This is a genomic window from Streptomyces sp. PA03-1a (assembly GCF_033792805.1).
Classification (GTDB): Bacteria; Actinomycetota; Actinomycetes; order Streptomycetales; family Streptomycetaceae; genus Actinacidiphila.
Genome location: NZ_JARAVO010000133.1, coordinates 1 through 24,905, shown reverse-complemented (window position 1 = coordinate 24,905; position 24,905 = coordinate 1). Strand labels below are relative to the sequence as shown.

The following is a 24,905-nucleotide window of genomic DNA, read 5'->3' as shown; positions in this document are numbered from 1 at the left end:
GGTTTTTGTTGGGGAGGGTTTGGGTTTTTTAAAGAACCGGGCGGCGGGAAACCGGGCGGCGCCGCGGGGGCGCGCGGCCGAGTCGGCGTCGGGGCTGACGCCGAAGCGCCAGCCCTCGACGGCACCGTCGCCGGGGCGGCTGAGGGCGGGGCCGGTCCGGGCGTACGCCCAGGCGTCGGTGGCCGCGTCACGCTGCCAGAAGGACCAGTACCGGTAGGTGGCCGCGTGCGCGGGCGTCGCGACGAGGGCGGCCACCAGGGCCAGGAGGAGTGCCGCCGCCGTGAGGGGCGGCCGCCTCACAGCCGGTGCTTCCGGCCGGCGAGCAGCACCCCGATGCCGATGCCCGCGACCAGGCAGGCGCCGACGATCCACCACACCGAACTGCCGCCGGAGGAGTCGGGCTTCTGTTCCGCGACCGGACCGAGGGCGCTGAGCTGCGTGATGTGGTCGCGCAGGGGGTTCCCGGTGGCGTACGCGGCGAGGGCGAGTTGCGCGAGGGCGGTGGGGTTGTCCTTGGACCAGGCGGCGGAGTTGGCGGCGAGCCAGTTGTACGCGCCCTTGGCGGCGTCGAGGTGGCCGCCGGCGGCGAGGGCGACGACGGCGTCGGCGGTGGTGCCGAAGTCGGGGGTCTTCTGGTCGGAGCCCGGGGTGACCGCGTCGAAGTGGCTGCCGCCGGCGGTGAGACCACCGGCGAGCCAGGCGGCGCCCGCATCGGAGGCGCTGTCACCGCACTCGGCGCGCACGGGGACGTCCCGGTCGGGGGCCTCGACGACGAAGCCCGCGCCCTCGGCGCCGCGCACGGCGTCGGCGGTGGCCTTGGCGTTGGCCGCGAGGGCGCCGGACTTGGGGTCGGGCTGGTAGGCGAACGCGCCGCCGTCCTTCTTGCCGCAGGCCACCTGGAGGGAGCGCAGCGCGTCGTAGGGCGAGCGGCCGTCGGTGGTCACGGACTTGACGTCGGTGCCGGCGGCCTTGAGGCCGCCGATGACGACGCCGGTGGAGTCGGCGTCGGAGGCGCCGCCGGGGTTGTAGGACCAGCCGCCGTCGCGGTTCTGCACCTTGGCGAGCCACTCGGCGGCGCGCTCGACGGCGAAGTCCTGGCCGTGGACGGCGAGCGCCTGGACCGCGATGGCGGTGGCGTTGGTGTCCTCGGTCTTCGGGTCGCAGGGCGCCGTCGGGTCGGGACGGTACGAGGCGAAGCCGCCGTCCGCGCACTGCTGCTTGGCGAGCCACTCCACCGCGTCACCGGCCGGGTCCGTGTCGGCCGCGTGGAGCGCCAGCAGCGCGTACGACTGACGCCACACGCCGTCGTACGTCGGGTCGCCCTCCCCGTACAGCGCGGCGGGCGCCGCCGCGGGCGACGGTGACGGCGACGCGGCTATGAGGAGCGTGCTGAAGGCGGCCAGGGCGGCCGCGGCGGTGCGGCGCAGGTGCATCGGGTGGTGCCTTTCGGGTGAGCGGTCGCGCAGCCGGATGCGGGCGCGCGGTCACGGCACCGGGCTCCGGCTCCGTGTACCTCGACGGAAGAGCCGCTCCCGTCCGCGCGGGTGCTCCGGCTGGGCCCTCCCCGGGCGGGGACGGCTCACGGTTGCGGGTCAGCGCCGGATTCGCACCGGCTTCCCCCGCTCGGACGTGATTGGACTTGGTGTGTCGACCACACCTTAGCCGGGACCGCGCGCCGGGCCGTGCCCGGCCGTGTGCGGTCTGGCTCACACCGGCGGCCTCACACCGCGGTGTACGCGACCGGATCCGACCCGGGTACGGGTTCGGCGTGCCCGAGCTTGACCAGGCGGCGCAGGTGCGCCTCGGCCTCGGCGACGGCGATGTTCCGGGAGGGGAAGGGGATCTGCTCCCAGGGGCGGTTCCACTGCATGGCCTCGGCCAGTTGCCACGGGGTGCGCGGGGCCTCGGCGATCAGGGCGCGGAGCGAGGCGAGGCGGTCGGCGTGGTGGTCCAGCAGCTCGCGCACGCGGGCGCCGGCGTCGGTGAAGGGGTGCTTGTGGGCGGGCAGCACCTCGGCGGGGTCGAGCCGGGCGACGCGTTCCAGGGAGTCGAGGTAGTCGCCCAGGGGGTCGCCGGCGGTCGCCTCGTCGGGGTCCTCGTACAGGCCGATGTGCGGGGAGATCCCGGGCAGCAGGTGGTCGCCGGAGAAGAGGCGGCGGCCGTCCTCCTCGAAGAGGCAGACGTGACCGGGGGTGTGGCCGGGGGTCCACACCGCGCGGATGGCGCGGCCGGCCAGCGGGACCCGCTCGCCGGGGACGATGTCGCGGTCGGGCAGGGCGGGCCGCAGGCCGGGTACGTTCGCGGCGCGGCGCTCGGCGCGCACCGCCCGCAGCGGGGCGAGGTGCTCCTCGGGGGCGCCGGCGGCGGCGAGTTTGACGGCGAGGTAGTCCAGCCACAGGCCCGGTGCGGCGCCGCGGGCGCGGCGGACGACGGCGGTGTCGGCGGGGTGCATGGCGATCCAGGCGCCGGAGGCCTCACGGACCTGGCCGGACAGGCCGTGGTGGTCGGGGTGGTGGTGGGTGACCAGGACGCCGTGGACGTCGGCGACACGGGTGCCGAGCGCGGTGAGGCCGTGGGCGAGGGCGTCGTAGGAGGCGGGGTCGTCCCAGCCGGTGTCGACCAGGACGGTGCCGCGGTCGGTGTCGACGACGTAGACGAGCGTGTGCCCCAGGGGGTTGTCGGGGATCGGGACCGGGATGCTCCAGATGCCGTCGCCGTGCTCCATGAGGGCCCCTCTCCGCTCCGTCGCATGCATTGCCCACCATAACTAGAACTGGTATCAGTTCTGAAGCAGAGTCACTTTCTGACGAGGCATCAGCCAAAGGCGGGACGGGACAGGCATGGACGGGAACGGGATCGTCGAACACGGACAGCTCTTCATCGGCGGGGAGTTGGTGGACCCGCTCGGCACCGGCACCATCGAGGTGGTCTCGCCCCACACCGAGCAGGTCTTCGCGCGGGTGCCGCACGCCTCCCGCGAGGACGTCGACCGCGCCGTCGCCGCCGCCCGCAGGGCCTTCGACGAGGGCCCGTGGCCACGTACGACCCTCGACGAGCGCATCGCGGTCGTCACGCGCATCAAGGACGCCATCGCCGTGCGCCACGACGAGATCGCCCGCGTCATCAGCTCCCAGAACGGCTCGCCCTACTCCTGGAGTGTGCTCGCGCAGGCGCTGGGCGCGATGATGGTGTGGGACGCCGCGATCACCGTCGCACGCGGTTTCACCTGGGAGGAACGACGGGCCGGCGTGCTCGGGCCGCTCCTCGTGCGTCGCGAGCCGGCCGGCGTCGTCGCCGCCGTCGTCCCGTGGAACGTCCCGCAGTTCACCGCCGCCGCCAAGCTCGCCCCCGCGCTGCTCGCCGGGTGCGCGGTGGTCCTCAAGCCCTCGCCGGAGTCACCGCTGGACGCGTACCTGCTCGGCGAGATCGCCGCCGAGGCGGGGCTGCCCGAGGGTGTGTTGTCGATCCTGCCCGCCGACCGCGAGGTCAGCGAGTACCTGGTCGGCCACCCCGGCGTCGACAAGGTCTCCTTCACCGGCTCGGTCGCCGCCGGCAAGCGCGTCATGGAGGTCGCCTCCCGCAACCTCACCCGCGTGACGCTGGAACTCGGCGGCAAGTCCGCCGCACTGGTCCTGCCCGACGCCGACCTGGACACCGCCGTCCCCGGCATCGTCTCGGCCGCCTGGATGAACAACGGACAGGCCTGCGTCGCGCAGACCCGGATCCTCGCGCCCCGCTCCCGCTACGACGAGACCGCCGAGCGCCTGGCGGCCGCCGCCTCCGCGCTCGTCGTCGGCGACCCCCTCGACCCCGCCACCCAGGTCGGGCCGCTGGTCGCCCGCCGCCAGCAGCAGCGCTCCCTGGACTACATCGCCCTCGGCCAGCAGGAGGGCGCCAAGGTCCTCACCGGCGGCGGCCGCCCGCAGGCGCAGCCCACCGGCTGGTACGTCGAGCCCACCCTCTTCGGCGACGTCACCAACTCCATGCGGATCGCCCGCGAGGAGATCTTCGGCCCGGTCATCTGCCTGCTGCCGTACGAGGACGAGGCCGAGGCCGTCCGCATCGCCAACGACTCCGACTACGGCCTGTCCGGCAGCGTGTGGACCGCCGACGTCGAGCACGGCATCGACGTCGCCCGCCGGGTGCGCACCGGCACCTTCAACGTCAACACCTTCAGCCTCGACATGCTCGGACCCTTCGGCGGCTACAAGAACTCCGGGCTCGGGCGCGAGTTCGGCCCCGAGGGGCTGGGCGAGTACCTGGAGCACAAGATGATCCACCTGCCCGCCGGCTGGGAGGGCTGACCCCGTGGGGGACCGGTGGCACATCGAGGTCGACCGGGGGGTGTGCATCGGCTCGGGCATGTGCGTGAACTCCGCGCCGGGCGGCTTCACCCTCGACTCCGCCCGCCAGTCCCACCCGGCGGCCCCGGACACCGATGCCGCCGAGGCGCTGCTCGCGGCGGCGGAGGGCTGCCCGGTGGAGGCGATCAGCATCACGCTGGCCGGCTCCGGCGAGGCGGTCTTCCCGCCCGAGGAGTGACCGGGCCGGAGGAGTCAGGGCTTCGCGCGACGCGGATCGGTGAGGTCGATCAGCCGGCACACCGTCTCGATGTCGATCTTCACCTGGGCGATCGAGGCGCGTCCCGACAGCCAGGTCACCAGGGCCGAGTGCCAGGTGTGCTCGATGACGCGGACCGCGGAGAGCAGCTCGGGCCCGGGCGGCCCGTCCAGCCGCATCGCGTCCAGGACGATCGCGGTCGTCAGCCGCGACACGGCGTCCACCTCCGGGCTGACGGAACGGTCGGCGAAGGTCAGCGCCCGCACCATGGCGTCCGCGAGGTGCGGTTCGCGCTGCATCGCGCGGAAGGCGCGCATCAGCGTCTCCGCCACGCGGTCCGCGGGCTCGGCCGCCGAGGGCGGGCGCTTGCGCAGCGCCTCGTGGAGGTGCTCCAGCTGGTCCCGCATCGTGGCGACGAGCAGATGGATCTTGGACGGGAAGTAGCGGTAGAGGGTGCCCAGTGCGACGTTCGACTGCTCGGCGACCTCGCGCATCTGGACGGCGTCGAATCCGCCCCGCACGGCGAGCTCGGCGCTGGTGCGCAGGATGCGGCGGCGGCGGGCCTCCTGACGCTCGGTCAGCGGCACGGGGGACGGCGTCGGCTGAGGAGCTGCGGTCATCTGTCCCAATCCGAATCTGTGCGCCGTGCGGAACCGGCCCCCAGCGTACTGCGGTGCCCTTCTGCGGGGGGTGCCCCTTGCGGCCCGGTGGTTGTGTGCGGGTTGTTCGCGCCTGCGGCGGGCATCCCCCGCCCGCCGCAGGCGCAACGGAGCCGCACACGAACACCGGGCGCGGCCGCAGGCACGGCGTGGCGGGAATCACCCGGACCGACCAGGGCACCCCGCACGGCTACAGGTATCTTCGTGCTCTCGGGCCAACTCCTGAGTAACCGAATCTGAAACTTGTTCTAGCAAGGCACGGGCGGCTACGCTCCCGCTGAAGTGCAGTGAGAAGGGGGCCGTGAGTGACCGCAGAGGCCAGGCCGCTCCGGATCGCGCTGCTCACCTACAAGGGGAACCCGTTCTGCGGGGGTCAGGGCGTCTACGTACGCCATCTGTCCAGGGAACTCGCCCGGCTCGGGCACAGCGTCGAGGTGATCGGCGCCCAGCCCTACCCCGTGCTCGACGCGGTCGGTGACGGGGTACGCCTCACCGAGCTGCCCAGCATGGACCTCTACCGCCAGCCGGACCCGTTCCGCACCCCGAAGCGCGGCGAGTACCGCGACTGGGTGGACGCGCTGGAGGTCGGCACGATGTGGACCGGCGGCTTCCCCGAGCCGCTGACGTTCAGCCTGCGGGCCCGCCGTCACCTGGCCGCCCGGCGCGGGGCCTTCGACGTCATCCACGACAACCAGACGCTCGGCTACGGCCTCCTGGGCGGCCCCCGTTCCCTCGGCGCGCCGCTGGTGACGACCATCCACCACCCCGTCACCGTCGACCGGCAGCTCGAACTCGACGTCGCGCAGGGGTGGAAGCGCCGGGCGTCGGTGCGCCGCTGGTACGGCTTCACCCGGATGCAGAAGCGGGTCTCGCGCCGGCTGCCGTCCGTGCTGACCGTCTCCGGCAGCTCCCGCCAGGAGATCGTCGACCACCTCGGGGTGCGCGAGGACCGCGTGCACGTCGTGCACATCGGCGCCGACACCGGGCTGTTCTCGCCCGACCCGTCCGTGCCCGAGGTGCCGGGCCGGATCGTCACCACGTCCAGCGCCGACGTGCCCCTCAAGGGCCTGGTCCACCTCGTGGAGGCCCTCGCCAAGCTGCGCACCGAGCACCCCGACGCGCACCTCGTCGTCGTCGGCAAGCGGGCCGACGACGGCCCGGTGGCCGCCGCCATCGAGCGGTACGGGCTGGGCGGTGCCGTCGACTTCGTCAAGGGCATCAGCGACGCGGAGCTGGTCCGCCTGGTGCGCAGCGCCCAGGTGGCGTGCGTGCCGTCGCTGTACGAGGGGTTCTCGCTGCCGGCCGCCGAGGCCATGGCCACCGGGACGCCGCTGGTCGCGACCACCGGCGGTGCCATCCCCGAGGTGGCCGGGCCCGACGGGGAGACCTGCCTCGCCGTGCCGCCGGGGGACCCGGGCGCGCTGGCCGCGGCGCTGGGCCGGCTGCTGCGCGACTCCGAGCTGCGCCGCCGTCTCGGCCGGGCCGGCCGGGAACGCGTACTGGCCCGCTTCACCTGGGAGCGGGCCGCCATCGGCACCGCCGAGCACTACCGCGCGGCGATCGAGGCCGCCGGGGGGCCGCGGCCCACTGTCCAGTCACCGTCCCGGACGAAAGCAGACTCCACGTGCTGACCGTCGACTTCTCCCGCTTCCCGCTCGCTCCGGGTGACCGCGTGCTCGACCTGGGCTGCGGCGCGGGCCGCCACGCCTTCGAGTGCTACCGGCGCGGTGCGAACGTGGTCGCCCTGGACCGGAACGGCGACGAGATCCGCGAGGTCGCCAAGTGGTTCGCCGCCATGAAGGAGGCCGGGGAGGCCCCGGCCGGTGCGACCGCCACGGCCATGGAGGGCGACGCGCTCAGCCTGCCGTTCCCCGACGACAGCTTCGACCGCGTCATCATCTCCGAGGTCATGGAGCACATCCCGGACGACAAGGGCGTGCTCGCCGAGATGGTGCGCGTCCTCAAGCCGGGCGGGCTGATCGCGATCACCGTGCCGCGCTACGGGCCGGAGAAGATCTGCTGGGCGCTGTCCGACGCGTACCACGAGGTCGAGGGCGGCCACATCCGCATCTACCGGGCCGACGAGCTGCTGGGCAAGATCCGTGAGGCGGGCCTGCGCCCGTACGGCACCCACCACGCGCACGCGCTGCACTCCCCGTACTGGTGGATCAAGTGCGCCGTCGGCGTGGACAACGACAAGGCCCTGCCGGTGAAGCTGTACCACAAGCTGCTGGTCTGGGACATCATGAAGAAGCCGCTGGCCACCCGGCTCGCCGAGAACACGCTCAACCCGCTGATCGGCAAGAGCTTCGTCGCCTACGCCACCAAGCCGCACAACCCGAAGGCGGGCGTCGACGCGTGAGGCGGACCGAACACCTCGTCCTGCCCGGCGTCCTGACCTCCGAGCAGGCCGCGCAGACCGTCGCCGGGATCCTCGCCGTCCAGCGGCCGGACGGCGCCATACCGTGGTTCGAGGGCGGCCACCTCGACCCCTGGGACCACGTCGAGGCCGCCATGGCGCTGGACGCCGCAGGCGAGCACGAGCACGCCGAGGCCGCCTACGCCTGGCTCGCCCGACGGCAGAACCCGGACGGCTCCTGGTACGCCGCCTACGGCTACGCCGACGGCGCCGAGGGCGAGCCCACCGACCTGGGCCGGGAGAGCAACTTCTGCGCCTACGTCGCCGTCGGCGTGTGGCACCACTACCTGTCCACCGGCGACGACGCCTTCGTGGAGAGCATGTGGCCGGTGCTGTACGCGGCCGTCGAGTACGTCCTGGAACTCCAGCTGCCCGGCGGGCAGATCGCCTGGAAGCGCGAGCAGGACGGGACGTTCCCGCAGGAGGCGCTGCTGACCGGCTGCTCGTCGATGTACCAGGCGCTGCGCTGCGCGCTGGCCGTCGCCGAGCACCGCGAGGACCCGCAGCCCGACTGGGAGCTGGCCGCCGGTGCCCTCGGGCACGCCATCGCCCACCACCCCGAGCGGTTCCTGGACAAGGACCGCTACTCGATGGACTGGTACTACCCGGTCCTGGGCGGGGTGCTGCGCGGCGAGGCCGCCCGGGAGCGCGTCCTGGCACGCTGGGACGAGTTCGTCGTGCCCGGCCTCGGGGTCCGCTGCGTGGTGCCCAACTCCTGGGTGACCGGCGGGGAGAGCGCGGAACTCGCCCTCGCCCTGTGGGCGATGGGCGAGTCCGACCGCGCGGTGGAGATCCTGGCCGCGATCCGGCACCTGCGCGCCGAGGACGGCATGTACTGGACCGGGTACGTCTTCGAGGGCGACGCGCAGGCCGGCACCGGACCCGCGGTGTGGCCCCGCGAACGCACCACGTGGACGGCCGGGGCCCTGCTGCTCGCCGTCGCCGCCCTGGGAGGGGACGAGGCGACGACGGCGGTCTTCGGGGGCGAACGGCTGCCGCTCGGGCTGGTGCCCGAGGCGGCGGGGTGCTGCGCCGGCCGGTGAGCGGGCGTCAGGCCCGGTTGACGCGACCCGCCACGGCGTGCCCGACGATCAGGTAGACCGCCGCCGGCAGACCGTAGTTCAGCAGGGTGCGCGCCCATGCGGATTGGGTGGAGAAGATGTCGTGGGCCCAGCCACCGAGCCAGGACGCCATGTCGTGGATCCACTCCACGAGGTCGTTCGCCCGGTTGGCGTCGAGGACCCACAGCACGATCCAAAGGATCAGGATGAATGCCGCCACGTCCGCGGCCACCATGATGATGGTGGCCGCCAGATTGCCGCGATAACGTCTGGACATACCTGCCGTCTTGCCCCGATCGGCGGACTGAAACGTGGCGGGCCGGCGCGCGCCTGACGCCCCGTACGGCCCTGTGCGGTGGCCGGTCGCCGGGGCCCGGGCGAGGATGCGATCACGCACCGCATCCCCCGGGAGTAACCGTCATGCCCTTGCGCCGCGCCCTGACCGCCCTCCTGCTCTCCGGCGTCCTCCTCGTGGTCCCCGCCTGCGGCGGCGACTCCGACGGGAGCGCGAGCGGCGGCACCGCGAGCCCTACCTCCTCCGTGCAGAAGCAGAAGCTCGCCAAGACCCGCTTCGTCGCGAACGCCGGACTGGCCGCCGGGGCGACCTACCAGTGGATCGTCAAGCCCTACCGCGAGGGCAAGTTCAAGAAGGACGCCGACGGCCGCAAGCTCACCCTGGTGAAGGCCGGCCTCGCCGGGGCCTTCGCCTACAACCGGCTCAAGGCCGCCTCGGAGAACGCCAAGGGCGACCCGACCCTCTCCAAGCTGGTGGCCCCGCTGACGGCGGGCATCGACTCGCTCAAGGACCTGCCGGCCAAGCTGCGCAGCGGCCAGGGCACGGACGACATCGTGGGCACCTTCCAGGACACCATCAGCGGCGTCAAGTCGGCCGGCGAGGACGCCGGCGCCAAGGTCACCGACAAGGTGCCCTCGCTGTCCCAGCTCAGCGGCGGATGAGCTCGGCCAGCACCCGCAGGGTGGCCGGGTCGGGCGCGGTGACCAGCAGGTCGGTCACCGGGCCCGACCGCCACACCTCCAGCCGCTCCGCGATCCTCCCGCGCGGGCCGACGAGCGAGATCTCGTCCGCGAAGGCGTCCGGCACCGCCGCCACCGCCTCCTCGCGCCGCCCGGCCAGGAACAGCTCCTGGATACGCCGGGCCTCCTCCTCGTACCCCATCCTGGCCATCAGGTCGGCGTGGAAGTTGCGGGAGGCGGCGCCCATCCCGCCGATGTAGAAGCCGAGCATCGCCTTCACCGGCAGCAGCCCCTCCGCCGGGTCGTCGCACAGCCGGGCGCGCGCCATCGGGGCGATCATGAACTCCTTCGGCGCGTCCGCCAGCGACGCCTCGTACACGTCCGTGCGGAACGGCGACCAGTACAGCGGCAGCCAGCCGTCGGCGATGCGGGTGGTCTGGGCGATGTTCTTCGGGCCCTCGGCGCCCAGCAGGATCGGCAGGCCGGCCCGGAGCGGATGCGTGATCGGCTTGAGCGGCCTGCCGAGGCCGGTCGCGTCCGGCCCCGCGTACGGCAGCGGATGGAAGCGCCCGTCCAGCGCCACCGGGCCCTCGCGGCGCAGCACCTGCCGCACGACGTCCACGTACTCCCGGGTCGCGGTCAGCGGACTGCGCGGGAACGGCCTGCCGTACCAGCCCTCCACCACCTGCGGTCCCGACAGGCCGAGACCCAGCATGACCCGGCCGCCGGAGAGGTGGTCCAAGGTCAGCGCGTGCATCGCGGTGGCGGTGGGGGAGCGGGCCGCCATCTGGGCGATGCCCGTGCCGAGCCGGATCCGGCTGGTGTGCGCGGCGATCCAGGTGAGCGGGGTGAACACGTCCGAGCCCCAGGCCTCGGCCGTCCACACCGAGTCGTAGCCGAGCCGCTCGGCCTCCTGCGCCAGGGCCAGGTGGTCGGGGGAGGGGCCGCGCCCCCAGTAGCCGAGGGCCAGACCGAGCCGCATGCGCAGGCCTCCTGCCGCATCTGACGGTATGTCAGCCGTACGGTACGGCAACCTCCCCCGCCCCGGAAGGGGAACAGCCGTGCCCCGGACCGGACGGCCCGGGGCACGGCTGGTGCGCGAGGAGCGGGGGGATCAGCCGCGCTGGATGCCGCCGGCGTCCTGCAGGACGCCGCGCCGGCCGTCCTGGGTCTGCGCGACCAGGGCGGTGCCGCTCTGGTCCACCGCCAGGTACCAGGTGCCGGGGGTCAGTTCGGCGATCTGCCGGCCCGAACCGTCCTCCGCGTACAGCGGCCGCGCCACGGGCACCGCGAACCAGAAGGCCGTGAACTCCGCCGAAGGCTGGGCCTGCGGCTGCTGCTGGGGCTGCTGCTGTGCCTGCGGGTAGCCGTACTGCCCGCCGCCGAACGACGGGTCGGCCGGCGCGCCGTGCCCACCGGTCTGCCCCGGGTACCCGTAGCCGCCCTGCTGCACGCCCGGGTACGGCTGGCCCTGCTGGCCGCCGTACGGCTGCGCCTGCTGGGGCTGCTGCGGCTTGGGAGCGGGCAGCAGCGGCGCCTTCAGCGCGGGCAGGCCCTGCAGGGTGAGCAGCATGGCGGCGGCGAGAGCGGCGGCGGCGACGAAGGAGAGGTAGGCGCCGGCGCCCAGCTCGAAGGCCTCGTTGCCGTTGAAGAGCGACCACAGGGCGTCCCAGGCGGCGGCCACGGACAGCACCGCGCCCCACTGGGCCAGGCCGATGCCGAGCACCTTGCGCCCCTCGGGCTGGAAACGCGAGGCCACGAACAGGCCGGCGGCGACCAGGCCCAGCAGGTGCACCGAGGGCAGCAGCGGGAACAGCTCGCTCTTCCAGGCGCTGACGGCGCACCCGTCCGCGTCGCAGTTCTTCGCGGCGTAGAAGTTCAGGAACGAGGCGATCAGCAGCAGCAGCGCCGCGCCGATCACCGCGCCGTCTCCTCGGGTGAGGGAGCGGTTATTCACGGGGGGTCCTTGTCAGTCGTCTCGTCATCGCTGTCGCAGGGCTGTTCCCCATCGTATGAGGACGCGCGTCCGCGGCTGAGCCCGGCAGGGTCCCGGTGACAGGATCGGGACCCGATGGACACCGGTCGATCACTGCCTGCCCTGCAAATACGCCGTGATGCCGTCCGCGATGCCCTTGGCCGCCTTCTGCCGCCAGCTGGCGCTCTTCATCAGCGCCGCGTCCTTCGGGTCGCGCATGTTGCCGCACTCGATCAGCACCTTGGGCACGGTGCTGAGGTTGAGCCCGCCCAGATCGCTGCGGACGACCAGGCCCGTACCGCGGCCCACGTAGTTGGACGGCTTGGTGCCGGACGCCGTCGCGAAGTGGTTCTTCACGGCGGTGCCCAGCCGCTTGGAGGGCGCGACGATCTTGCGGGTGTCGGCGATGCCGCGGTGCACCGAGGCCGGGAGGATGACGTGGAAGCCGCGGTTGCCGGCCGCCGACCCGTCGCCGTGCACCGACACGACGGCGTCGGCCTTCGCCTTGTTGCCGATCCGGGCGCGCTCGTCGATGCACGGGCCGTACGCGCGGTTCCCGTCCTGCGTCAGCTTCACCGTGGCGCCGCGCGCCGCGAGCAGCGCCCTCACGCGCCGGGACACGTCCAGCGTGTACGAGGCCTCGGAGTACCCCGAGTTGGTCGCGGTGCCCGTGGTGTCGCACGCCTTGCGGCCGGTGCCGATGTTGACCAGGCGGTTGATCTCGCGGGTGTGGCGGCTGTTGCTCGTGTTGTGCCCCGGATCGAGGACGACGACCTTCCCGGCGAGCGGCTTGGCGACGGACAGGGCCTTCGGCGCCGACGGCTGCTGCGACGCCGCGGCCGAAGGCGGCAGCGGCTGCGCGTTCAGCGAGAGGTCGGCGTTCTTGCCGGCTGCCGGATCGCCCGACGCGGTCCATACGAGCCAGGCCGCCGCACACGTCGGCACCAGCGCGGTCACGGCCACGGCGATGCGTGTCTTGGTCTTGAACACGTCAGCGATGCTATCCGCAGGCTCAGATTCCCGGGCCCGTACGCCGCAGTACGTGCAGGGAACCGGTCACCGAGAGCTCCTCGAACGCGCCCGACTCCAGCGCGCGCCGGTAGATCCGCCAAGGCGCCTGGCCGCCGTCGGCCGGGTCCGCGAACACGTCGTGGATCACCAGCAGGCCGTCCTGCGCGAGGTGCGGCGCCCAGCCCTCGTAGTCGTTGCCGGCGTGCTCGTCGGTGTGCCCGCCGTCGATGAAGACCAGGGCGAGCGGCTTCCCCCACACCGTCGCGACCTGCGGGGAGCGGCCCACGACCGCGACCACGTGCTCCTCCAGCCCGGCGGCGTGCAGGGTGCGCCGGAAGGTGGGGAGGGTGTCCATCAGGCCGACCTCGGGGTCGACGAGCGCCGTGTCGTGGTACTCCCAGCCGGGCTGCTGCTCCTCGCTGCCGCGGTGGTGGTCGACGGTGACGGCGACGGTCTTGGCCTCGCGTGCGGCGGCGGCCAGCAGGATCGTGGAGCGGCCGCAGTACGTCCCGACCTCCAGCAGGGGCAGGCCCGGGAGGCGGGTGGCGGCGTCGGCGGCGGCCGCGTGGAGGGCGAGGCCCTCGTGGGTGGGCATGAAGCCCTTCGCGGCCTCGAAGGCGGCCAGTGCGTCCGCGGGGACGTCTGCGGGGGGTGGCGTGCTCATGCCCCCCATCGTCCCCCACGCGTGCGGTCCCCGATGCGGGGGGTGACCCCCGCGGCCCGTTGTTGTGTGCGGCGCCGTTGTGTGTTGCGGGCGGGGGATGCCCGCCGCAGGCGCAGGCAGCCCGCACACGACAACCGGGCCCCACAGAACGCACCCCGGGCAGAGGGTCAGAGCCACCCGTTGTGGCGGGCCGTGCGCACCGCCTCCGTACGGTTCCGGGTGCCCGTCTTCCCGATGGCGGAGGACAGGTAGTTGCGCACCGTCGACTCCGACAGATGCACCCGCGCCGCGATGTCCGCCACCGTCGCCCCGTCCGCCGCCGCGTTGAGCACGTCCTGCTCGCGCGGCGTCAGCGGGCTGGGCCCCGTGCTGAGGGCGGCCGCGGCCAGGGCGGGGTCGATGACGCGGTGCCCGGCGAGGACGCGCCGGATCGCGGCGGCGAGTTCCTCGACGGGGCCGTCCTTGACCAGGAAGCCGGACGCCCCGGCCTCCATGGCGCGGCGCAGGTACCCGGGGCGGCCGAAGGTCGTGAGGATGAGCACCTTGCACTGCGGCAGCCGCTCGCGCAGTTCCGCCGCCGCGTCGAGCCCGCTGCGCCCGGGGAGCTCGATGTCGAGCAGGGCGACGTCGGGCCGGGCCTCCAGCGCCGTGGTGACGATCTCGTCCCCCGCGGCGACCTCCGCGACGACCTCGATGTCGTCCTCCAGGTTCAGCAGCAGGGAGAGCGCCCCGCGCATCATGCCCTGGTCCTCGGCCAGCAGGACCTTGATGGGGCTGCTCATACGGCCTGTTCCTCCTCCACCGGCAGTTCGGCGACGACCCGGAACCCGCCGCGGGGCGCGGGGCCGGTGCCGAGGGAACCGCCGGCCGCGGCCAGCCGCTCCGTGAGCCCCTTCAGGCCGGAGCCCGACCCGGGGGCCGAGCCTACGCCGCGGCCGTCGTCGGTGATCCGCAGGCGTACCTGACCGTCGGCGCCGGCGAGCTCGATGACGCAGGTGGTGGCCCCGCTGTGCCGTACGACGTTGGTCACCCCCTCCCGCACCACCCAGCCGAGGAGGGCCTCGGTCTGCGAGGGCAGCGGCGGGCCGGACTCCTTGACGACGGCCTCGATCCCGGCCGCCGTCAGGGCCGAGCGGGCGCGGTCCAGCTCGGTGGAGAGGCTGCCCTCGCGGTAGCCGGTGACGGCCTCGCGGATCTCGGTGAGGGCCTGGCGCCCCACCGCCTCGATGTCGGCGACCTGGGCGAGGGCGGCGTCCAGGTCGCGCGGGGCGAGCCGGCGGGCGGCCTCGGCCTTGACGACGACCACGGAGAGGGTGTGCCCCAGCAGGTCGTGCAGGTCGCGGGAGAAACGCAGCCGCTCCTCGGCGACGGCGTTGCGGGCCAGCTCCTGGCGGGTGGCGCGCAGCTGGGTCACCGCGTCGAAGAGGGTGAGCATGGCCGCGGTCACCAGGCCGGAGATGAGGCTGCCGTACCCGATGGACACGCCGTCCCAGATGTCGCCGCTGCGCAGCCCGGAGACGATCCCGGCGGACACCGCGAGGGCGACGAGGACGGGACCCATCCGCCGGCCGCGCACCACGATCCCCACGGCCAGCGACAGCAGCGGGAAGAACACCAGCCAGCTGCCGCCGTAGCCGATGGCGAGGGCGTAGGTGACGGCGGCCAGCGCGAGCAGGTACAGCCGGGGCGCCTTCCCGGCCGCGGCGCGCGGGTTGAGGGCGGTGAAGACGACCCCGATGTAGAGGGAGTTGAAGGCCAGCAGGCCGAGGCCGCCGAGCCAGGGGTTGGCGGCCTTGCCCTGCAGGAGGTGGGACAGGGCGCCCACGCCCATCAGCAGCCAGGGCAGGAAGGTGAAGCGGGTCGGGGGCTTGAGGTCCTCGATCTCCGCGGAGGCGGACCGGGTCACCCGCAGGTGCCGCCACTCGCGCCAGATGCGTGCCGGCAGCGGGGGCCGGGATTCCGTCGTCGCCATGGCCGTCGTCTCCTCCTTCTCCACGGTGCCGGTGGTCTTCACGGGGTGCGTGCCGAGCGGCGGTAGGCGTACACGGCGTACGCGCCGAACAGGGCCGTCCACGCGGCGAGCACGGCGACGGTACCCGCCCGCGGGACCGCGCCGTCGGCGATGCTCCAGCCGAGCTGCCCGAAGCGGTGGGACGGGGTCCACTCGGAGACCGCCCGCAGCCAGCCGGGGAAGACGGACGAGGGGATCCACAGTCCGCCGACGACGGACAGGCCCAGGTTGCAGGCCATGTTCACCACGCCGGTGGTCTGCCCGGACAGCCGGTAGCCGTTGCCGAGGCCGAGCAGGGTGAAGGGGGCGGTGCCGATCCACAGCAGCCCGCCGACCGCCGCCCACTGCCAGGGCTCCAGTTCGACGCCGTTGACGAGCCCGCCGGCCAGCAGGACGGCCAGGATGGCGGGCAGCACGGTGACCGAGCCGCTGATGCAGCGGCCGGTGACGACCAGCAGCGGGGACATGGGGGTGATCCGCAGCTGGCGCAGCCAGCCGAGGCCCTTGTCCTCCGCGACGCTGGACCCGGTGGACACCGCCGAGCCCAGCGCGCCGTACGCGGCCATGCCGATCATGGAGGCCAGCGCGATGGACTTGTCCTCCTCCGAGCCGCTGACCCCGAGGTTGGTGAAGAGCAGGTACATCATGACGGGCATGCCGACGCCGAAGATCACGAATCCGGCGTCGCGCAGGGTGCGGCGGATCTCCAGCGAGACGTAGGCGAGCAGCATCAGACCTTCTCCTCGGTGAGGGCGGCGGTGTCCGTGGCGGTGGCGGGGGTGGCGTCCTCGGCGGAGGACTGCGAGGTCAGGGAGAGGAACGCGTCCTCCAGGCTGGCGGCGGTCACCGTCAGGCCGCGGACCATGCCGCGGTCGGCGAGGGCGACGACGGTGGCGTCGGAGTCCGCGGAGCGCAGCAGGGCGCGGTCGCCGCGGACCTCCACGGTCACCACCCCGGGCAGTTGCCGCAGGCCCTCGGTGGGGGTCCCGGCCAGGTCGAAGGAGACGAGGTTGCCGCCGACGGCCCGCTTGATGCGCTCGCCGCTGTCGTCGGCGACGACACGGCCGCGGTCGATGACCACGATGCGATCGGCGTTCTCGTCCGCCTCCTCCAGGTAGTGGGTGGAGAACAGCACGGTGTTGCCGCGGGCCGCGTACGCCCGCATCGAGTCCCAGAAGGCGCGCCGGGCCTCGACGTCGAGGGCGGCGGTGGGCTCGTCCAGCACGATGAGCTCGGGGTTGCCGGCCAGGGCCACGGCGAAGCGGACCCGCTGCGCCTGGCCGCCGGAGAGCCGGTCGGCGCGGCGGCCGGCGACCTCGGTGAGGCCGGCCAGCTCCAGGGCCTCGGCCACGGGCATGGGGCGTGGGTAGGTGCGCGCCACGAAGGTGAGCAGCTCCCGTACGGTCACCCGGGGGATCGGCCGGCCGTCCTGCAGCATCGCGCCGATCCGGCCCGCGCGGACCGCCGTGTGCGGGGTGGTGCCGAAGAGCCTGACCTCGCCGCTGTCGGGTTCGTTGAGCCCGAGCAGCAGGCTGATCGTGGTGGACTTGCCCGCGCCGTTGCGGCCGAGCAGGGCGACGGACTCCCCCCGCCGGATCTCCAGGTCGACGCCGTCCACCGCGCGTACCGCGCCGAACGTCTTGACGGCCCTGGTGAAATTCACTGTCGTCGTCATGTCACCGACACTAGGGCGGCCGCCCCCCGCCGGGTCAGTGGGGAATGTACGGACCCGGGCAGGACAAATGTCACTACCGGCGGCCGTTCTGACGACGCGTCAGCTATTCCCAGCGGCCGGGCGATGCGTTATACATGGGCTGGCTAGAACGCGTTCTAGTAGACGCCCTGGCGGGGCCGACGGTGCGGACGGCCGCGCCAGGGCCCACCGCGCAGCGAAGGAGCCGCCGGACATGCCGATCGACGTCGTCGCCGCCACCTCGGCCGAACCCCGCAGCGCCGAACTCGTCTGGGACCACAGGGACGTCATCCTCTACCACCTGGGCCTCGGCGCGAACACCCTCAACTACGCCCTCGAAGGCCCCGGCCTGCAGGTCCTGCCCAGCTTCGCCACCGTCGCCGGCGGCTCGGTCGCCGCCGGGGACGCCCGGGGCGGGCTGTCCCTTCCCGGCATCGAGATCGACCTCGCCGCCGTCCTGCACGGCGCGCAGCGCATCGAGGTGCACCGCCCGGTCCCCGTCCGCGGCCGGGCGCTGCAGACCTCGCGCGTCGCCGACGTGTACGACAAGGGCAAGGCCGCCGTCATCGTGCTGCGCCGCGAGGTCACCGACGAGCAGGGGCCGCTGTGGACCTCCGACGCGCAGATCTTCGTCCGCGGCGAGGGCGGCTTCGGCGGCGACCGCGGCCCCTCCGCCCGCACCGCGCCGCCCGGACGGGCCCCCGACCGCACCGTCCTGCGTGCCACCCGGGAGGACCAGGCGCTGCTCTACCGGCTCTCCGGCGACTGGAACCCGCTGCACGCCGACCCCGAGTTCGCCAAGCACGCCGGCTTCGACCGGCCCATCCTGCACGGCCTGTGCTCCTACGGCATCACGCTCAAGGCCGTCGTCGACACCCTGCTCGGCGACGACGCGGGCCGCGTACGGTCCTGCTCCACCCGCTTCGCCGGGGTCTTCCTCCCCGGCGAGACCCTGCGCATCCGGATGTGGTCCGAACAGGGCCGCGTCCTGGCGTCGGCGACCGCCGTCGAACGGGACGACGCGCCGGTCCTCGCCGACACCGTCGTCGAGTACTCGTAGGCCCCGGAGGGGAGAGGGGAACACCCATGCGTGCAGCGCTCCTGCAGGAGATCGGCCAGGACAAGCTCGAGGTCGTCGACGACATCGAGACGGTGGGCTTCGGCCCGGGCAAGGTGCGCATCCGGCTGCGGGCGACCGGGCTGTGCCACTCCGACCTGTCCGCCATGAGCGGCGTCCTGCCGCAGCCGGCGCCCTTCGTCCCCGGCCACGAGGGCGCCGGGGAGATCGTCGAGACCGGCGAGGGCGTCGAGGGCCTCACGGCCGGCGACCGGGTCCTGGTCTGCTGGCTCCCGGCCTGCGGCGCCTGCCCGGCCTGCCGGCGCGGCCAGTCCCACCTGTGCCTGGCCGGCTTCATGAACGCCGGTACGCCCACCTTCCGCCGCCCCGCCGGGGACGTCTTCGGCTTCGCGGGCACCGGCACCTTCGCCGAGGAGGTCGTGGTCTCCGCCTCCTGCGCCGTGCCCATCCCCGACGACCTGCCGTACGAGATCGCCGCCCTCATCGGCTGCGGCGTCACGACCGGCATCGGCGCCGCGCTGAACACCGCGCGGGTCACCCCCGGCTCGTCCGTCGCCGTCATCGGCTGCGGCGGCGTCGGCATCAGCGTCATCCAGGGGGCCCGCGCCTCCGGCGCCTCGGAGATCATCGCCGTCGACCCCGTGGAGTCCCGCCGCGACGCGGCCCTGCGCTTCGGCGCCACCGACGCGGTCGCCCCGGAGGAACTGGCCGACGCCAAGGCCAAGATCACCGGCAGTGAGGGCTTCGACTACGTCTTCGAGGTCGTCGGCCGCAGCGCCACGGCCCGCACGGCCTACGAGACCACCCGCCGCGGCGGGACGCTCTGCGTCGTCGGCGCCGGGGCGATGGACGACCTCCTGCAGATCAACATGTTCGAGCTCTTCTTCGACGAGAAGCGCATCCTGCCCTCCCTCTACGGCGGCGGCGACGTCCTGCGGTCCTACGACCGCGTCATCCGCCTCTGGCGCGCCGGACGCGTGGACCTGGAGGGGCTCATCACCCACCGCGTACGGCTCGACCAGATCAACGAGGCCGTCGACCAGATGCGCAGCGGTGAGGCGCTGCGCACCTGCATCGCGGTCTGACACCAGGGCTGGAGAAGGCATGGGCGTGCTGGACGGCAGGACGGCGATCGTGACGGGGGCCGGACGCGGCCTGGGCCGTGCGGAGGCGCTGGAACTGGCGCGGCTGGGCGCCAACGTGGTCGTCAACGACTACGGGCAGCCCGGCCGCGACGGCTCCGGCGCGGCGTCGGCGACCCCCGCGGACGAGGTCGTCGCCGAGATCGCCGCCGCCGGCGGCCACGCGGTGCCGCACCACGGGGACGTCGCCGACTTCGGGCAGGCGCAGGACCTGGTCGGGCTGGCGGTCGGCACGTACGGGGCCCTCGACATCCTGGTCAACAACGCGGGGATCCTGCGGGACCGCATGGTCTTCTCGATGACCGAGGACGAGTGGGACTCCGTCGTCCGGGTCCACCTCAAGGGCCACTTCGCCACCACCCGGTTCGCCGCCGCCCACTGGCGCGAGCGCGCCAAGACCACGGACGCCCCGGTCTACGGCCGGGTCGTCAACACCTCGTCCGAGGCGTTCCTCGCCGGCTCGGCCGGCCAGCCCAACTACGCGGCAGCCAAGGGCGGCATCGTCGGCCTCACCTCGTCGACGGCCGCCGCCCTCGGCAGGTACGGCGTACGCGTCAACGCCATCTGCCCCCGGGCGCGCACGCGGATGACCGAGGACGTCTTCGCGGGCCTCGGGCGGCCCGGGGACGGGCCGGACCCGCTGGGGGTGGAGCATGTCGCCCCGCTCGTCGGCTACTTGGCGTCACCGGCGGCCGACCGGATCACCGGTCAGCTGTTCGTCGTGCACGGCGGGATGGTGGCGGTGATGGACCGCCCCCGCGTCGCGGCGAGGTTCGACACCGCCAAGGAGGCGTTCACCCACGACGAGCTGGACGACCTGCTCACCCCGTACTGGGCGGGCCGTGACCCCGGTGACACCTTCGCCGCCACCGACGTCCTGGCCCTGCGCCACGGGGGCTGAACCGGGCCTTCCGGGCTCCGGGCCCGTCAGACCTCCATGGCGGGGGGCCCGGAGGGGCGGCGGTGGCGGCCGTGCGGCGCCTGGACCACCTGGGCGCTGTCGTCTTGGGCGGAAGCCGTACCGCGGTGGCGGCCGGCGTGCTGGCCCTCGGCGGAACCGTCCTCGAGGCGGGCCTCGGCGGCGGTGTCGTGTCGGGCATCGGACATGAGGAAACTCCCCGTGACTAGCGTGCAAGGTGCGCGGAACGCCGCAGGAGTTTACCGATTCAAGATCCTGTGGCCAGCGGCGCCTTCTGCAACGGGAGCACAGGGCTGGTCGTGGCCGCCTCCGGGACGTCCGCGGGAGCGCCCTCCGCCGCGCTCCCCGGCGGGGGCGGCACGGGCACCGCGGGCGGCGCCTGGTACTCCACCGTGCCGCACGGGCAGTGCGTGCAGGCGTACGGCAGGCGCAGCACCCCGCGGTCCGACCACAGGCCGGCCCCGGGCAGCCAGCCCTCCGGCGCCGACAGCCAGGTGGTACGGCGTTCCCCGGGCCGCCAGACCGCCAGCGACGTGCCGTGCGGGCCGTCCGCGCGCAGCGCCACCGCGCACGCCTCGGGCATCAGCACCTGGCCGGGCTGCGCCGCGAACGGGGTGAGCACCGCGTCCGGGACACGCAGGCACTCGGCGAACCGCAGGGGCCGGCGGCTGCCCAGGACGCCCCAGCCGATGCGGTCCTCGCCGGTGGCGTCGGTGCGCACTATCAGCAGCCCGCTGTCCGGCTCCGCGAGCAGCAACCGGTCGTTGCTCCCCTCGGTGATCTGCAGCAGCGGGCTGACCGCCCCGGCCCGCTCCAGGTCGACGGCGACCGTCTTGACCGTCCCCTCCGCCTCGCGGTCCAGCGCGAGCAGCCGGCCCGCCCGGTCCAGCCACGCGCCGCCCCCGCAGCGGCCCGGGACCTCCGCCAGCCGGCGCGGCCGCAGGTCCCGGTCGTCGTGCACCAGCCACACCGCCGACACCTCGCGCACCGGGTCGTAGGTGAGCGCGTACGCCTCGCCGGAGGCGACCGGGGGCAGCAGTCGCGCCTCCGCGTCCCCGCCCGGCAGCGAGCCGACGAGCAGTTCGCCGGTCCCGGGACCGGTCGGGTAGAGCAGGGCGAGGTCGTACCGGTCGGCGACCCGGCGGCGGATGAGCACGCGGCCGTCGGGCAACGGCAGGACCTCGGAGCACTGTTCCTCGGGCTGGTTGCCGGGCAGGGGCACGGTGTACGGCTCGGGCCCGCCGAGCGTCCAGCGCTCGGGGTACCAGCCGTCACCCCCGTCGGGTGCCTGGGCCAGGCAGGCGGCGTAGGAGCCGTCCGCGGCGATCGTGAACCCGGCCCGTCGCACGGTGGTGGTCTCGGTGGCGCAGGCTGTCATGGTGTGGCTCACCTCCGGGCCACGACGCTAGTTTTGGCACGCCCGGGCGTCCGACACGAGTTGGTGGTCTTCACACATAAGGGTGGCTCTCGTCCCGTTCCGTCGGACTTCGGATGCTCGGTGTGCTCATGACCAGCCCGGGATTCCGGCCGCCCGCCACCGGCGCGGTAACCTCGACCCGTGCCGAAACTGTCCGACGTCATCGCCGCCCTCGAAGCCCTCTGGCCTCCGGCATGGGCCGAGCAGTGGGATGCCGTCGGTCTCGTCTGCGGGGACCCGGACGCGGAGGTCGGCCGGGTCCTGTTCGCCGTCGACCCGGTCCGGGAGGTCGTCGAGGAGGCGATCGCCACCGGCGCCGACCTGCTGGTCACGCACCACCCGCTCTACCTGCGCGGGACGACGACGGTCGCGGCGACCGGCTTCAAGGGCCGCGTCGTGCACACCCTGATCAAGAACGACGTCGCGCTGCACGTGGCGCACACCAACGCCGACCGGGCCGACCCCGGGGTCTCCGACGCCCTCGCCGAGGCCGTCGGCCTGCGGGTCACCGGACCCCTCGTGCCCGACCCCGCCGACCTGGCCGGCCGCCGCGGCCTCGGCCGGATCGGCGAACTGCCCGAGCCGATGACGCTGGCGGAGTTCGCGCGCCGTGCGGCGGCCGGCCTGCCGGCCACCGCGACCGGACTGCGCGTCGCGGGCGACCCGGAGCGGCAGGTCCGCACCGTGGCGGTGTGCGGCGGCTCCGGCGACAGCCTCTTCGACGATGTGCGCAGGGCCGGGGTGGACGTCTACCTCACCGCCGACCTGCGCCACCACCCGGCGTCCGAGGCGCAGCAGGCGGGTCCGCCCGCGCTCGTCGACGCCGCCCACTGGGCCACCGAATGGCCCTGGTGCGAGCAGGCCGCGCGCCGGCTCGACGAGGTCTGCGAACGGCACGGCTGGGCACTGCGAACGTCCGTTTCGCGCGCCGTCACCGACCCGTGGACGGCCCACGCCCCGGCACTTCCCCTTGACGAACCCACGACCTCAGGAGCCCCCCGCTGAAAGCCGCGCCCGCAGACCAGATCCGACTGCTTGAGGTCCAGGCCCTCGACGCGCGCCTCGCGCAGCTGGACCACAAGCGCATCAACCTTCCCGAGCACGCGGAGATCGAGCGCCTGAACTCCGACGTGACCCAGCTGCGCGACCTGCTGGTCGCCGCCCAGACCGAGGAGAGCGACACCGCCCGCGAGCAGACCAAGGCCGAGCAGGACGTGGACCAGGTGCGCAAGCGCGCCGTCCGCGACCAGGAGCGGCTGGACTCCGGCGCGGTCTCCTCCCCCAAGGACCTGGAGAACCTGCAGCGCGAGATCGCCTCGCTCGCCAAGCGGCAGAGCGACCTCGAGGACGTCGTCCTGGAGGTCATGGAGCGCCGCGAGGGCCTGCAGGAGCGGGTCCAGGAGCTGACCGGGCGCCTGGAGTCCGTGCAGGCCAAGGCCGGCGAGTCCACGGAGCGCCGCAACGTGGTGCTGCAGGAGATCGACGCCGAGGGCTCCACGGTCACCAAGGAGCGCGAGATCATCGCCGGTTCGGTCCCCGCCGACCTGCTGAAGCTCTACGACAAGCTGCGCGGCCAGTCCGGCGGCGTCGGCGCCGCCCGGCTCTACCAGAAGCGCTGTGAGGGCTGCCGGCTGGAGCTGAACATCACCGAGCTCAACGAGGTGCGGGCGGCCGCCGCCGACGAGGTCGTGCGCTGCGAGAACTGCCGCCGCATCCTCGTCCGCACCCCCGAGTCGGGCCTGTAATGGCCCGTACGTTGGTGGTGGAGGCCGACGGTGGGTCCCGGGGCAACCCGGGACCGGCCGGGTACGGCGCCGTCGTCTGCGACGGCGCCACGGGTGAAGTGCTCGCCGAGGCCGCCGAGTTCATCGGCCGGCACACCAACAACGTCGCCGAGTACCGGGGCCTGATCGCCGGGCTGCGCGCGGCGCGCGCGATCGACCCGCAGGCCCGGGTACGGGTGCGGATGGACTCCAAGCTGGTCGTCGAGCAGATGTCCGGCCGCTGGAAGATCAAGCACCCGGACATGCGGCCGCTGGCCGCCGAGGCGAAGACCGTCCTGCCGGCGGAGCAGGTCAGCTACGAGTGGATCCCGCGCGAGAAGAACAAGCACGCCGACCGGCTCGCCAACGAGGCGATGGACGCCGGCAAGCGCGGCGAGCAGTGGGAGCCCGGCCGCTCCGCCGCCGCGCTGGTCACCGCCGCCACCGAGCCCGAACCGGTGGACGAGGCCGCGAACGAGGCACCCAAGGCCCCGCCCGTCGGCTGGGCGGCGGCGGCCGACCTCGGCACGCCCACCACCTTCGTCCTGCTGCGGCACGGCGAGACCCCGCTCACCGCGGACAAGCGCTTCTCCGGCAGCGGCGGCGACGACCCGGAACTCTCGGAGAAGGGCCTCTGGCAGGCCCGGCGCGCCGCCGACACCCTCGCCGCCCGCGGCACCGTCCAGGCCGTCGTCACCTCGCCGCTGGCGCGCTGCCGGCAGACCGCGCAGGCCGTCGCGGACCGGCTCGGCCTCGACGTACGCGTCGACGAAGGGCTGCGCGAGACCGACTTCGGCGCCTGGGAGGGGCTCACCTTCGCCGAGGCGAAGGAGCGCTACCCGGACGAACTCGACGCCTGGCTCGGCTCGGCCAAGGCCGCCCCGCCCGGCGGGGAGAGCTTCGCCGCCGTCGCCCGCCGGGTCTCCCTCTCCCGGGACAAGCTCCTCGCCCGTCACCCCGGCCGCACGGTCCTGCTGGTCACCCACGTCACCCCGATCAAGACCCTGGTCCGCCTCGCCCTGGGCGCCCCGCCGGAGTCGCTGTTCCGGATGGAGCTGTCGCCGGCGGCGCTGTCGGCGGTGGCGTACTACGGGGACGGGAACGCGTCGCTGCGGCTGCTCAACGACACGTCACACCTGCGCTGACGGCGCGGGCCGCGCCGTTGCCCGCAGCGCGGCCGCCTCGCGGGCGAGCCGCTCCACCCGGTCCCAGTCGCGGTCCCGCAGGGCGTCCTGCGGGACCATCCAACTACCGCCCACGCAGGCGACGTTGGGCAGCGCCAGATACGCCGGCGCGCGCTCCGCGTCGATGCCGCCGGTCGGGCAGAACCGGACGTCCGGCAGCGGGGCGGCCAGCGCCCTGAGGTACGCCGTGCCGCCGGCCGCCTCCGCGGGGAAGAACTTCAGCTCCGTCACGCCGCGTTCGGCCAGGGCGACCACCTCGGAGGCGGTCGACACGCCGGGCAGGAACGGCAGCCCGGACGCGGTCATCGTGTCCAGCAGGCCCGGCGTCCACCCCGGGCTCACCAGGAACCGCGCCCCGGCCCTCGCCGCCGCCC

The 24,905-nt window shown here is 73.9% G+C and carries 28 protein-coding genes and 1 riboswitch; of the genes, 12 read left to right on the top strand and 16 right to left on the bottom strand.

The window, feature by feature from the left end:
* From PV341_RS27100 to PV341_RS27090, 3 genes are all read right to left on the bottom strand, one after another.
* Positions 1-255, bottom strand: a 255-nt coding sequence (locus PV341_RS27100; RefSeq protein ID WP_500359216.1) for an SCO2322-related protein, incomplete at its 3' end; no start/stop codon positions are given.
* Between the two features lie 41 nt (positions 256-296).
* A complete protein-coding gene (locus tag PV341_RS27095) occupies positions 297-1,433 on the bottom strand; it encodes an SCO2321 family membrane protein (protein ID WP_500359214.1) in 1,137 nt (378 codons plus the stop codon).
* A gap of 110 nt (positions 1,434-1,543) precedes the next feature.
* Positions 1,544-1,619: riboswitch (cobalamin riboswitch) on the bottom strand.
* A 101-nt stretch (positions 1,620-1,720) separates the two neighbouring features.
* Positions 1,721-2,725 (bottom strand): Strvi_7410 family MBL fold metallo-hydrolase, encoded by a 1,005-nt coding sequence (locus PV341_RS27090; protein WP_500322175.1) that lies wholly within the window; start codon positions 2,723-2,725, stop codon positions 1,721-1,723.
* A gap of 115 nt (positions 2,726-2,840) precedes the next feature.
* Between PV341_RS27090 and PV341_RS27085 the strand changes: the two genes are divergently transcribed.
* Together PV341_RS27085 and PV341_RS27080 are read left to right on the top strand one after the other, a co-directional pair.
* A complete protein-coding gene (locus PV341_RS27085; RefSeq protein WP_500322176.1) occupies positions 2,841-4,304 on the top strand; it encodes an aldehyde dehydrogenase in 1,464 nt (487 codons plus the stop codon).
* Positions 4,305-4,308: 4 nt separating this feature from the next.
* Positions 4,309-4,542: a ferredoxin gene (locus PV341_RS27080; protein WP_500322177.1), complete on the top strand. Its 234-nt coding sequence runs from the start codon at positions 4,309-4,311 to the stop codon at positions 4,540-4,542.
* Between the two features lie 14 nt (positions 4,543-4,556).
* Here PV341_RS27080 and PV341_RS27075 read toward each other — a convergent pair whose 3' ends face one another.
* Complete coding sequence (locus PV341_RS27075; RefSeq protein ID WP_500322178.1) at positions 4,557-5,180, bottom strand: TetR family transcriptional regulator; 624 nt, start codon at positions 5,178-5,180, stop codon at positions 4,557-4,559.
* 344 nt (positions 5,181-5,524) lie between these two features.
* On the opposite strand from PV341_RS27075, the gene PV341_RS27070 reads away from it, so the two are divergent.
* From PV341_RS27070 to PV341_RS27060, 3 genes are read left to right on the top strand one after another with little or no spacing between them, the layout of a single operon-like run.
* Positions 5,525-6,850, top strand: coding sequence for a glycosyltransferase family 4 protein (locus tag PV341_RS27070; RefSeq protein WP_500322179.1), 1,326 nt, complete (start codon positions 5,525-5,527; stop codon positions 6,848-6,850).
* Positions 6,844-7,581, top strand: a complete 738-nt coding sequence (locus PV341_RS27065) for a class I SAM-dependent methyltransferase (RefSeq protein ID WP_499511605.1) — start codon at positions 6,844-6,846, stop codon at positions 7,579-7,581. The genes PV341_RS27070 and PV341_RS27065 overlap by 7 nt, the downstream gene beginning before the upstream one ends.
* On the top strand, positions 7,578-8,681 hold the full coding sequence (locus PV341_RS27060) for a prenyltransferase/squalene oxidase repeat-containing protein (protein WP_500359213.1): 1,104 nt from the start codon (positions 7,578-7,580) through the stop codon (positions 8,679-8,681). The genes PV341_RS27065 and PV341_RS27060 overlap by 4 nt, the downstream gene beginning before the upstream one ends.
* 7 nt (positions 8,682-8,688) lie before the next feature.
* Here the strand turns inward: PV341_RS27060 and PV341_RS27055 are convergent, their stop codons facing one another.
* Entirely contained in the window at positions 8,689-8,976 is a 288-nt protein-coding gene (locus tag PV341_RS27055) for a hypothetical protein (RefSeq protein WP_499511603.1), read from the bottom strand.
* A gap of 143 nt (positions 8,977-9,119) precedes the next feature.
* On the opposite strand from PV341_RS27055, the gene PV341_RS27050 reads away from it, so the two are divergent.
* Complete coding sequence (locus tag PV341_RS27050) at positions 9,120-9,656, top strand: hypothetical protein (RefSeq protein WP_500322182.1); 537 nt, start codon at positions 9,120-9,122, stop codon at positions 9,654-9,656.
* Here PV341_RS27050 and PV341_RS27045 read toward each other — a convergent pair.
* The 8 genes from PV341_RS27045 to PV341_RS27010 all read right to left on the bottom strand — a co-directional run bounded on the left by PV341_RS27045 (position 9,643) and on the right by PV341_RS27010 (position 16,998).
* The gene (locus PV341_RS27045) at positions 9,643-10,656 is read right to left on the bottom strand and encodes an LLM class F420-dependent oxidoreductase (protein ID WP_500322184.1); all 1,014 of its coding nucleotides are present in this window, start codon (positions 10,654-10,656) and stop codon (positions 9,643-9,645) included. The two genes, PV341_RS27050 and PV341_RS27045, sit on opposite strands and share 14 nt — an antisense overlap.
* 132 nt (positions 10,657-10,788) lie before the next feature.
* Positions 10,789-11,631, bottom strand: a complete 843-nt coding sequence (locus tag PV341_RS27040; RefSeq protein ID WP_500359211.1) for a DUF5336 domain-containing protein — start codon at positions 11,629-11,631, stop codon at positions 10,789-10,791.
* A 129-nt stretch (positions 11,632-11,760) separates the two neighbouring features.
* A complete protein-coding gene (locus PV341_RS27035) occupies positions 11,761-12,639 on the bottom strand; it encodes an N-acetylmuramoyl-L-alanine amidase (RefSeq protein ID WP_500322187.1) in 879 nt (292 codons plus the stop codon).
* A 22-nt stretch (positions 12,640-12,661) separates the two neighbouring features.
* The gene (locus tag PV341_RS27030; protein WP_500322189.1) at positions 12,662-13,333 is read right to left on the bottom strand and encodes a class I SAM-dependent methyltransferase; all 672 of its coding nucleotides are present in this window, start codon (positions 13,331-13,333) and stop codon (positions 12,662-12,664) included.
* Between the two features lie 158 nt (positions 13,334-13,491).
* Positions 13,492-14,106 (bottom strand): response regulator, encoded by a 615-nt coding sequence (locus PV341_RS27025; RefSeq protein WP_500322191.1) that lies wholly within the window; start codon positions 14,104-14,106, stop codon positions 13,492-13,494.
* Positions 14,103-15,296 carry a sensor histidine kinase gene (locus PV341_RS27020; protein ID WP_500359217.1) on the bottom strand — a complete coding sequence of 398 codons (1,194 nt, stop codon included), beginning with the start codon at positions 15,294-15,296 and terminating at the stop codon, positions 14,103-14,105. Before PV341_RS27020 ends, PV341_RS27025 begins: the two co-directional genes overlap by 4 nt.
* A gap of 38 nt (positions 15,297-15,334) precedes the next feature.
* Positions 15,335-16,066 (bottom strand): ABC transporter permease, encoded by a 732-nt coding sequence (locus PV341_RS27015; protein WP_500322192.1) that lies wholly within the window; start codon positions 16,064-16,066, stop codon positions 15,335-15,337.
* Entirely contained in the window at positions 16,066-16,998 is a 933-nt protein-coding gene (locus tag PV341_RS27010) for an ABC transporter ATP-binding protein (protein ID WP_500322398.1), read from the bottom strand. Before PV341_RS27010 ends, PV341_RS27015 begins: the two co-directional genes overlap by 1 nt.
* Before the next feature lie 244 nt (positions 16,999-17,242).
* Here PV341_RS27010 and PV341_RS27005 point away from each other — a divergent pair, with 244 nt between their 5' ends.
* The 3 genes from PV341_RS27005 to PV341_RS26995 are packed head-to-tail and all read left to right on the top strand — an operon-like array spanning position 17,243 to position 20,149.
* Entirely contained in the window at positions 17,243-18,088 is an 846-nt protein-coding gene (locus PV341_RS27005; RefSeq protein ID WP_500322194.1) for a MaoC/PaaZ C-terminal domain-containing protein, read from the top strand.
* A gap of 26 nt (positions 18,089-18,114) precedes the next feature.
* Complete coding sequence (locus PV341_RS27000; protein WP_500359210.1) at positions 18,115-19,191, top strand: Zn-dependent alcohol dehydrogenase; 1,077 nt, start codon at positions 18,115-18,117, stop codon at positions 19,189-19,191.
* A gap of 19 nt (positions 19,192-19,210) precedes the next feature.
* Positions 19,211-20,149, top strand: coding sequence for a 3-oxoacyl-ACP reductase (locus tag PV341_RS26995; RefSeq protein ID WP_500359209.1), 939 nt, complete (start codon positions 19,211-19,213; stop codon positions 20,147-20,149).
* Between the two features lie 26 nt (positions 20,150-20,175).
* Here the strand turns inward: PV341_RS26995 and PV341_RS26990 are convergent, their stop codons facing one another.
* Both PV341_RS26990 and PV341_RS26985 read right to left on the bottom strand, forming a co-directional pair.
* Complete coding sequence (locus PV341_RS26990; protein WP_500359208.1) at positions 20,176-20,355, bottom strand: hypothetical protein; 180 nt, start codon at positions 20,353-20,355, stop codon at positions 20,176-20,178.
* A gap of 59 nt (positions 20,356-20,414) precedes the next feature.
* The gene (locus PV341_RS26985) at positions 20,415-21,545 is read right to left on the bottom strand and encodes a hypothetical protein (RefSeq protein WP_500322199.1); all 1,131 of its coding nucleotides are present in this window, start codon (positions 21,543-21,545) and stop codon (positions 20,415-20,417) included.
* A gap of 180 nt (positions 21,546-21,725) precedes the next feature.
* Between PV341_RS26985 and PV341_RS26980 the strand changes: the two genes are divergently transcribed.
* From PV341_RS26980 to PV341_RS26970, 3 genes are read left to right on the top strand one after another with little or no spacing between them, the layout of a single operon-like run.
* Positions 21,726-22,589, top strand: coding sequence for a Nif3-like dinuclear metal center hexameric protein (locus tag PV341_RS26980; protein WP_500359207.1), 864 nt, complete (start codon positions 21,726-21,728; stop codon positions 22,587-22,589).
* Positions 22,586-23,329: a zinc ribbon domain-containing protein gene (locus tag PV341_RS26975; RefSeq protein WP_500322399.1), complete on the top strand. Its 744-nt coding sequence runs from the start codon at positions 22,586-22,588 to the stop codon at positions 23,327-23,329. Before PV341_RS26980 ends, PV341_RS26975 begins: the two co-directional genes overlap by 4 nt.
* Positions 23,329-24,492 (top strand): bifunctional RNase H/acid phosphatase, encoded by a 1,164-nt coding sequence (locus tag PV341_RS26970; RefSeq protein WP_500359206.1) that lies wholly within the window; start codon positions 23,329-23,331, stop codon positions 24,490-24,492. Before PV341_RS26975 ends, PV341_RS26970 begins: the two co-directional genes overlap by 1 nt.
* On the opposite strand, the gene eda is transcribed toward PV341_RS26970, so the two are convergent.
* Positions 24,478-24,905, bottom strand: a 428-nt coding sequence (eda, locus tag PV341_RS26965; protein WP_500359205.1) for a bifunctional 4-hydroxy-2-oxoglutarate aldolase/2-dehydro-3-deoxy-phosphogluconate aldolase, incomplete at its 5' end; no start/stop codon positions are given. The two genes, PV341_RS26970 and eda, sit on opposite strands and share 15 nt — an antisense overlap.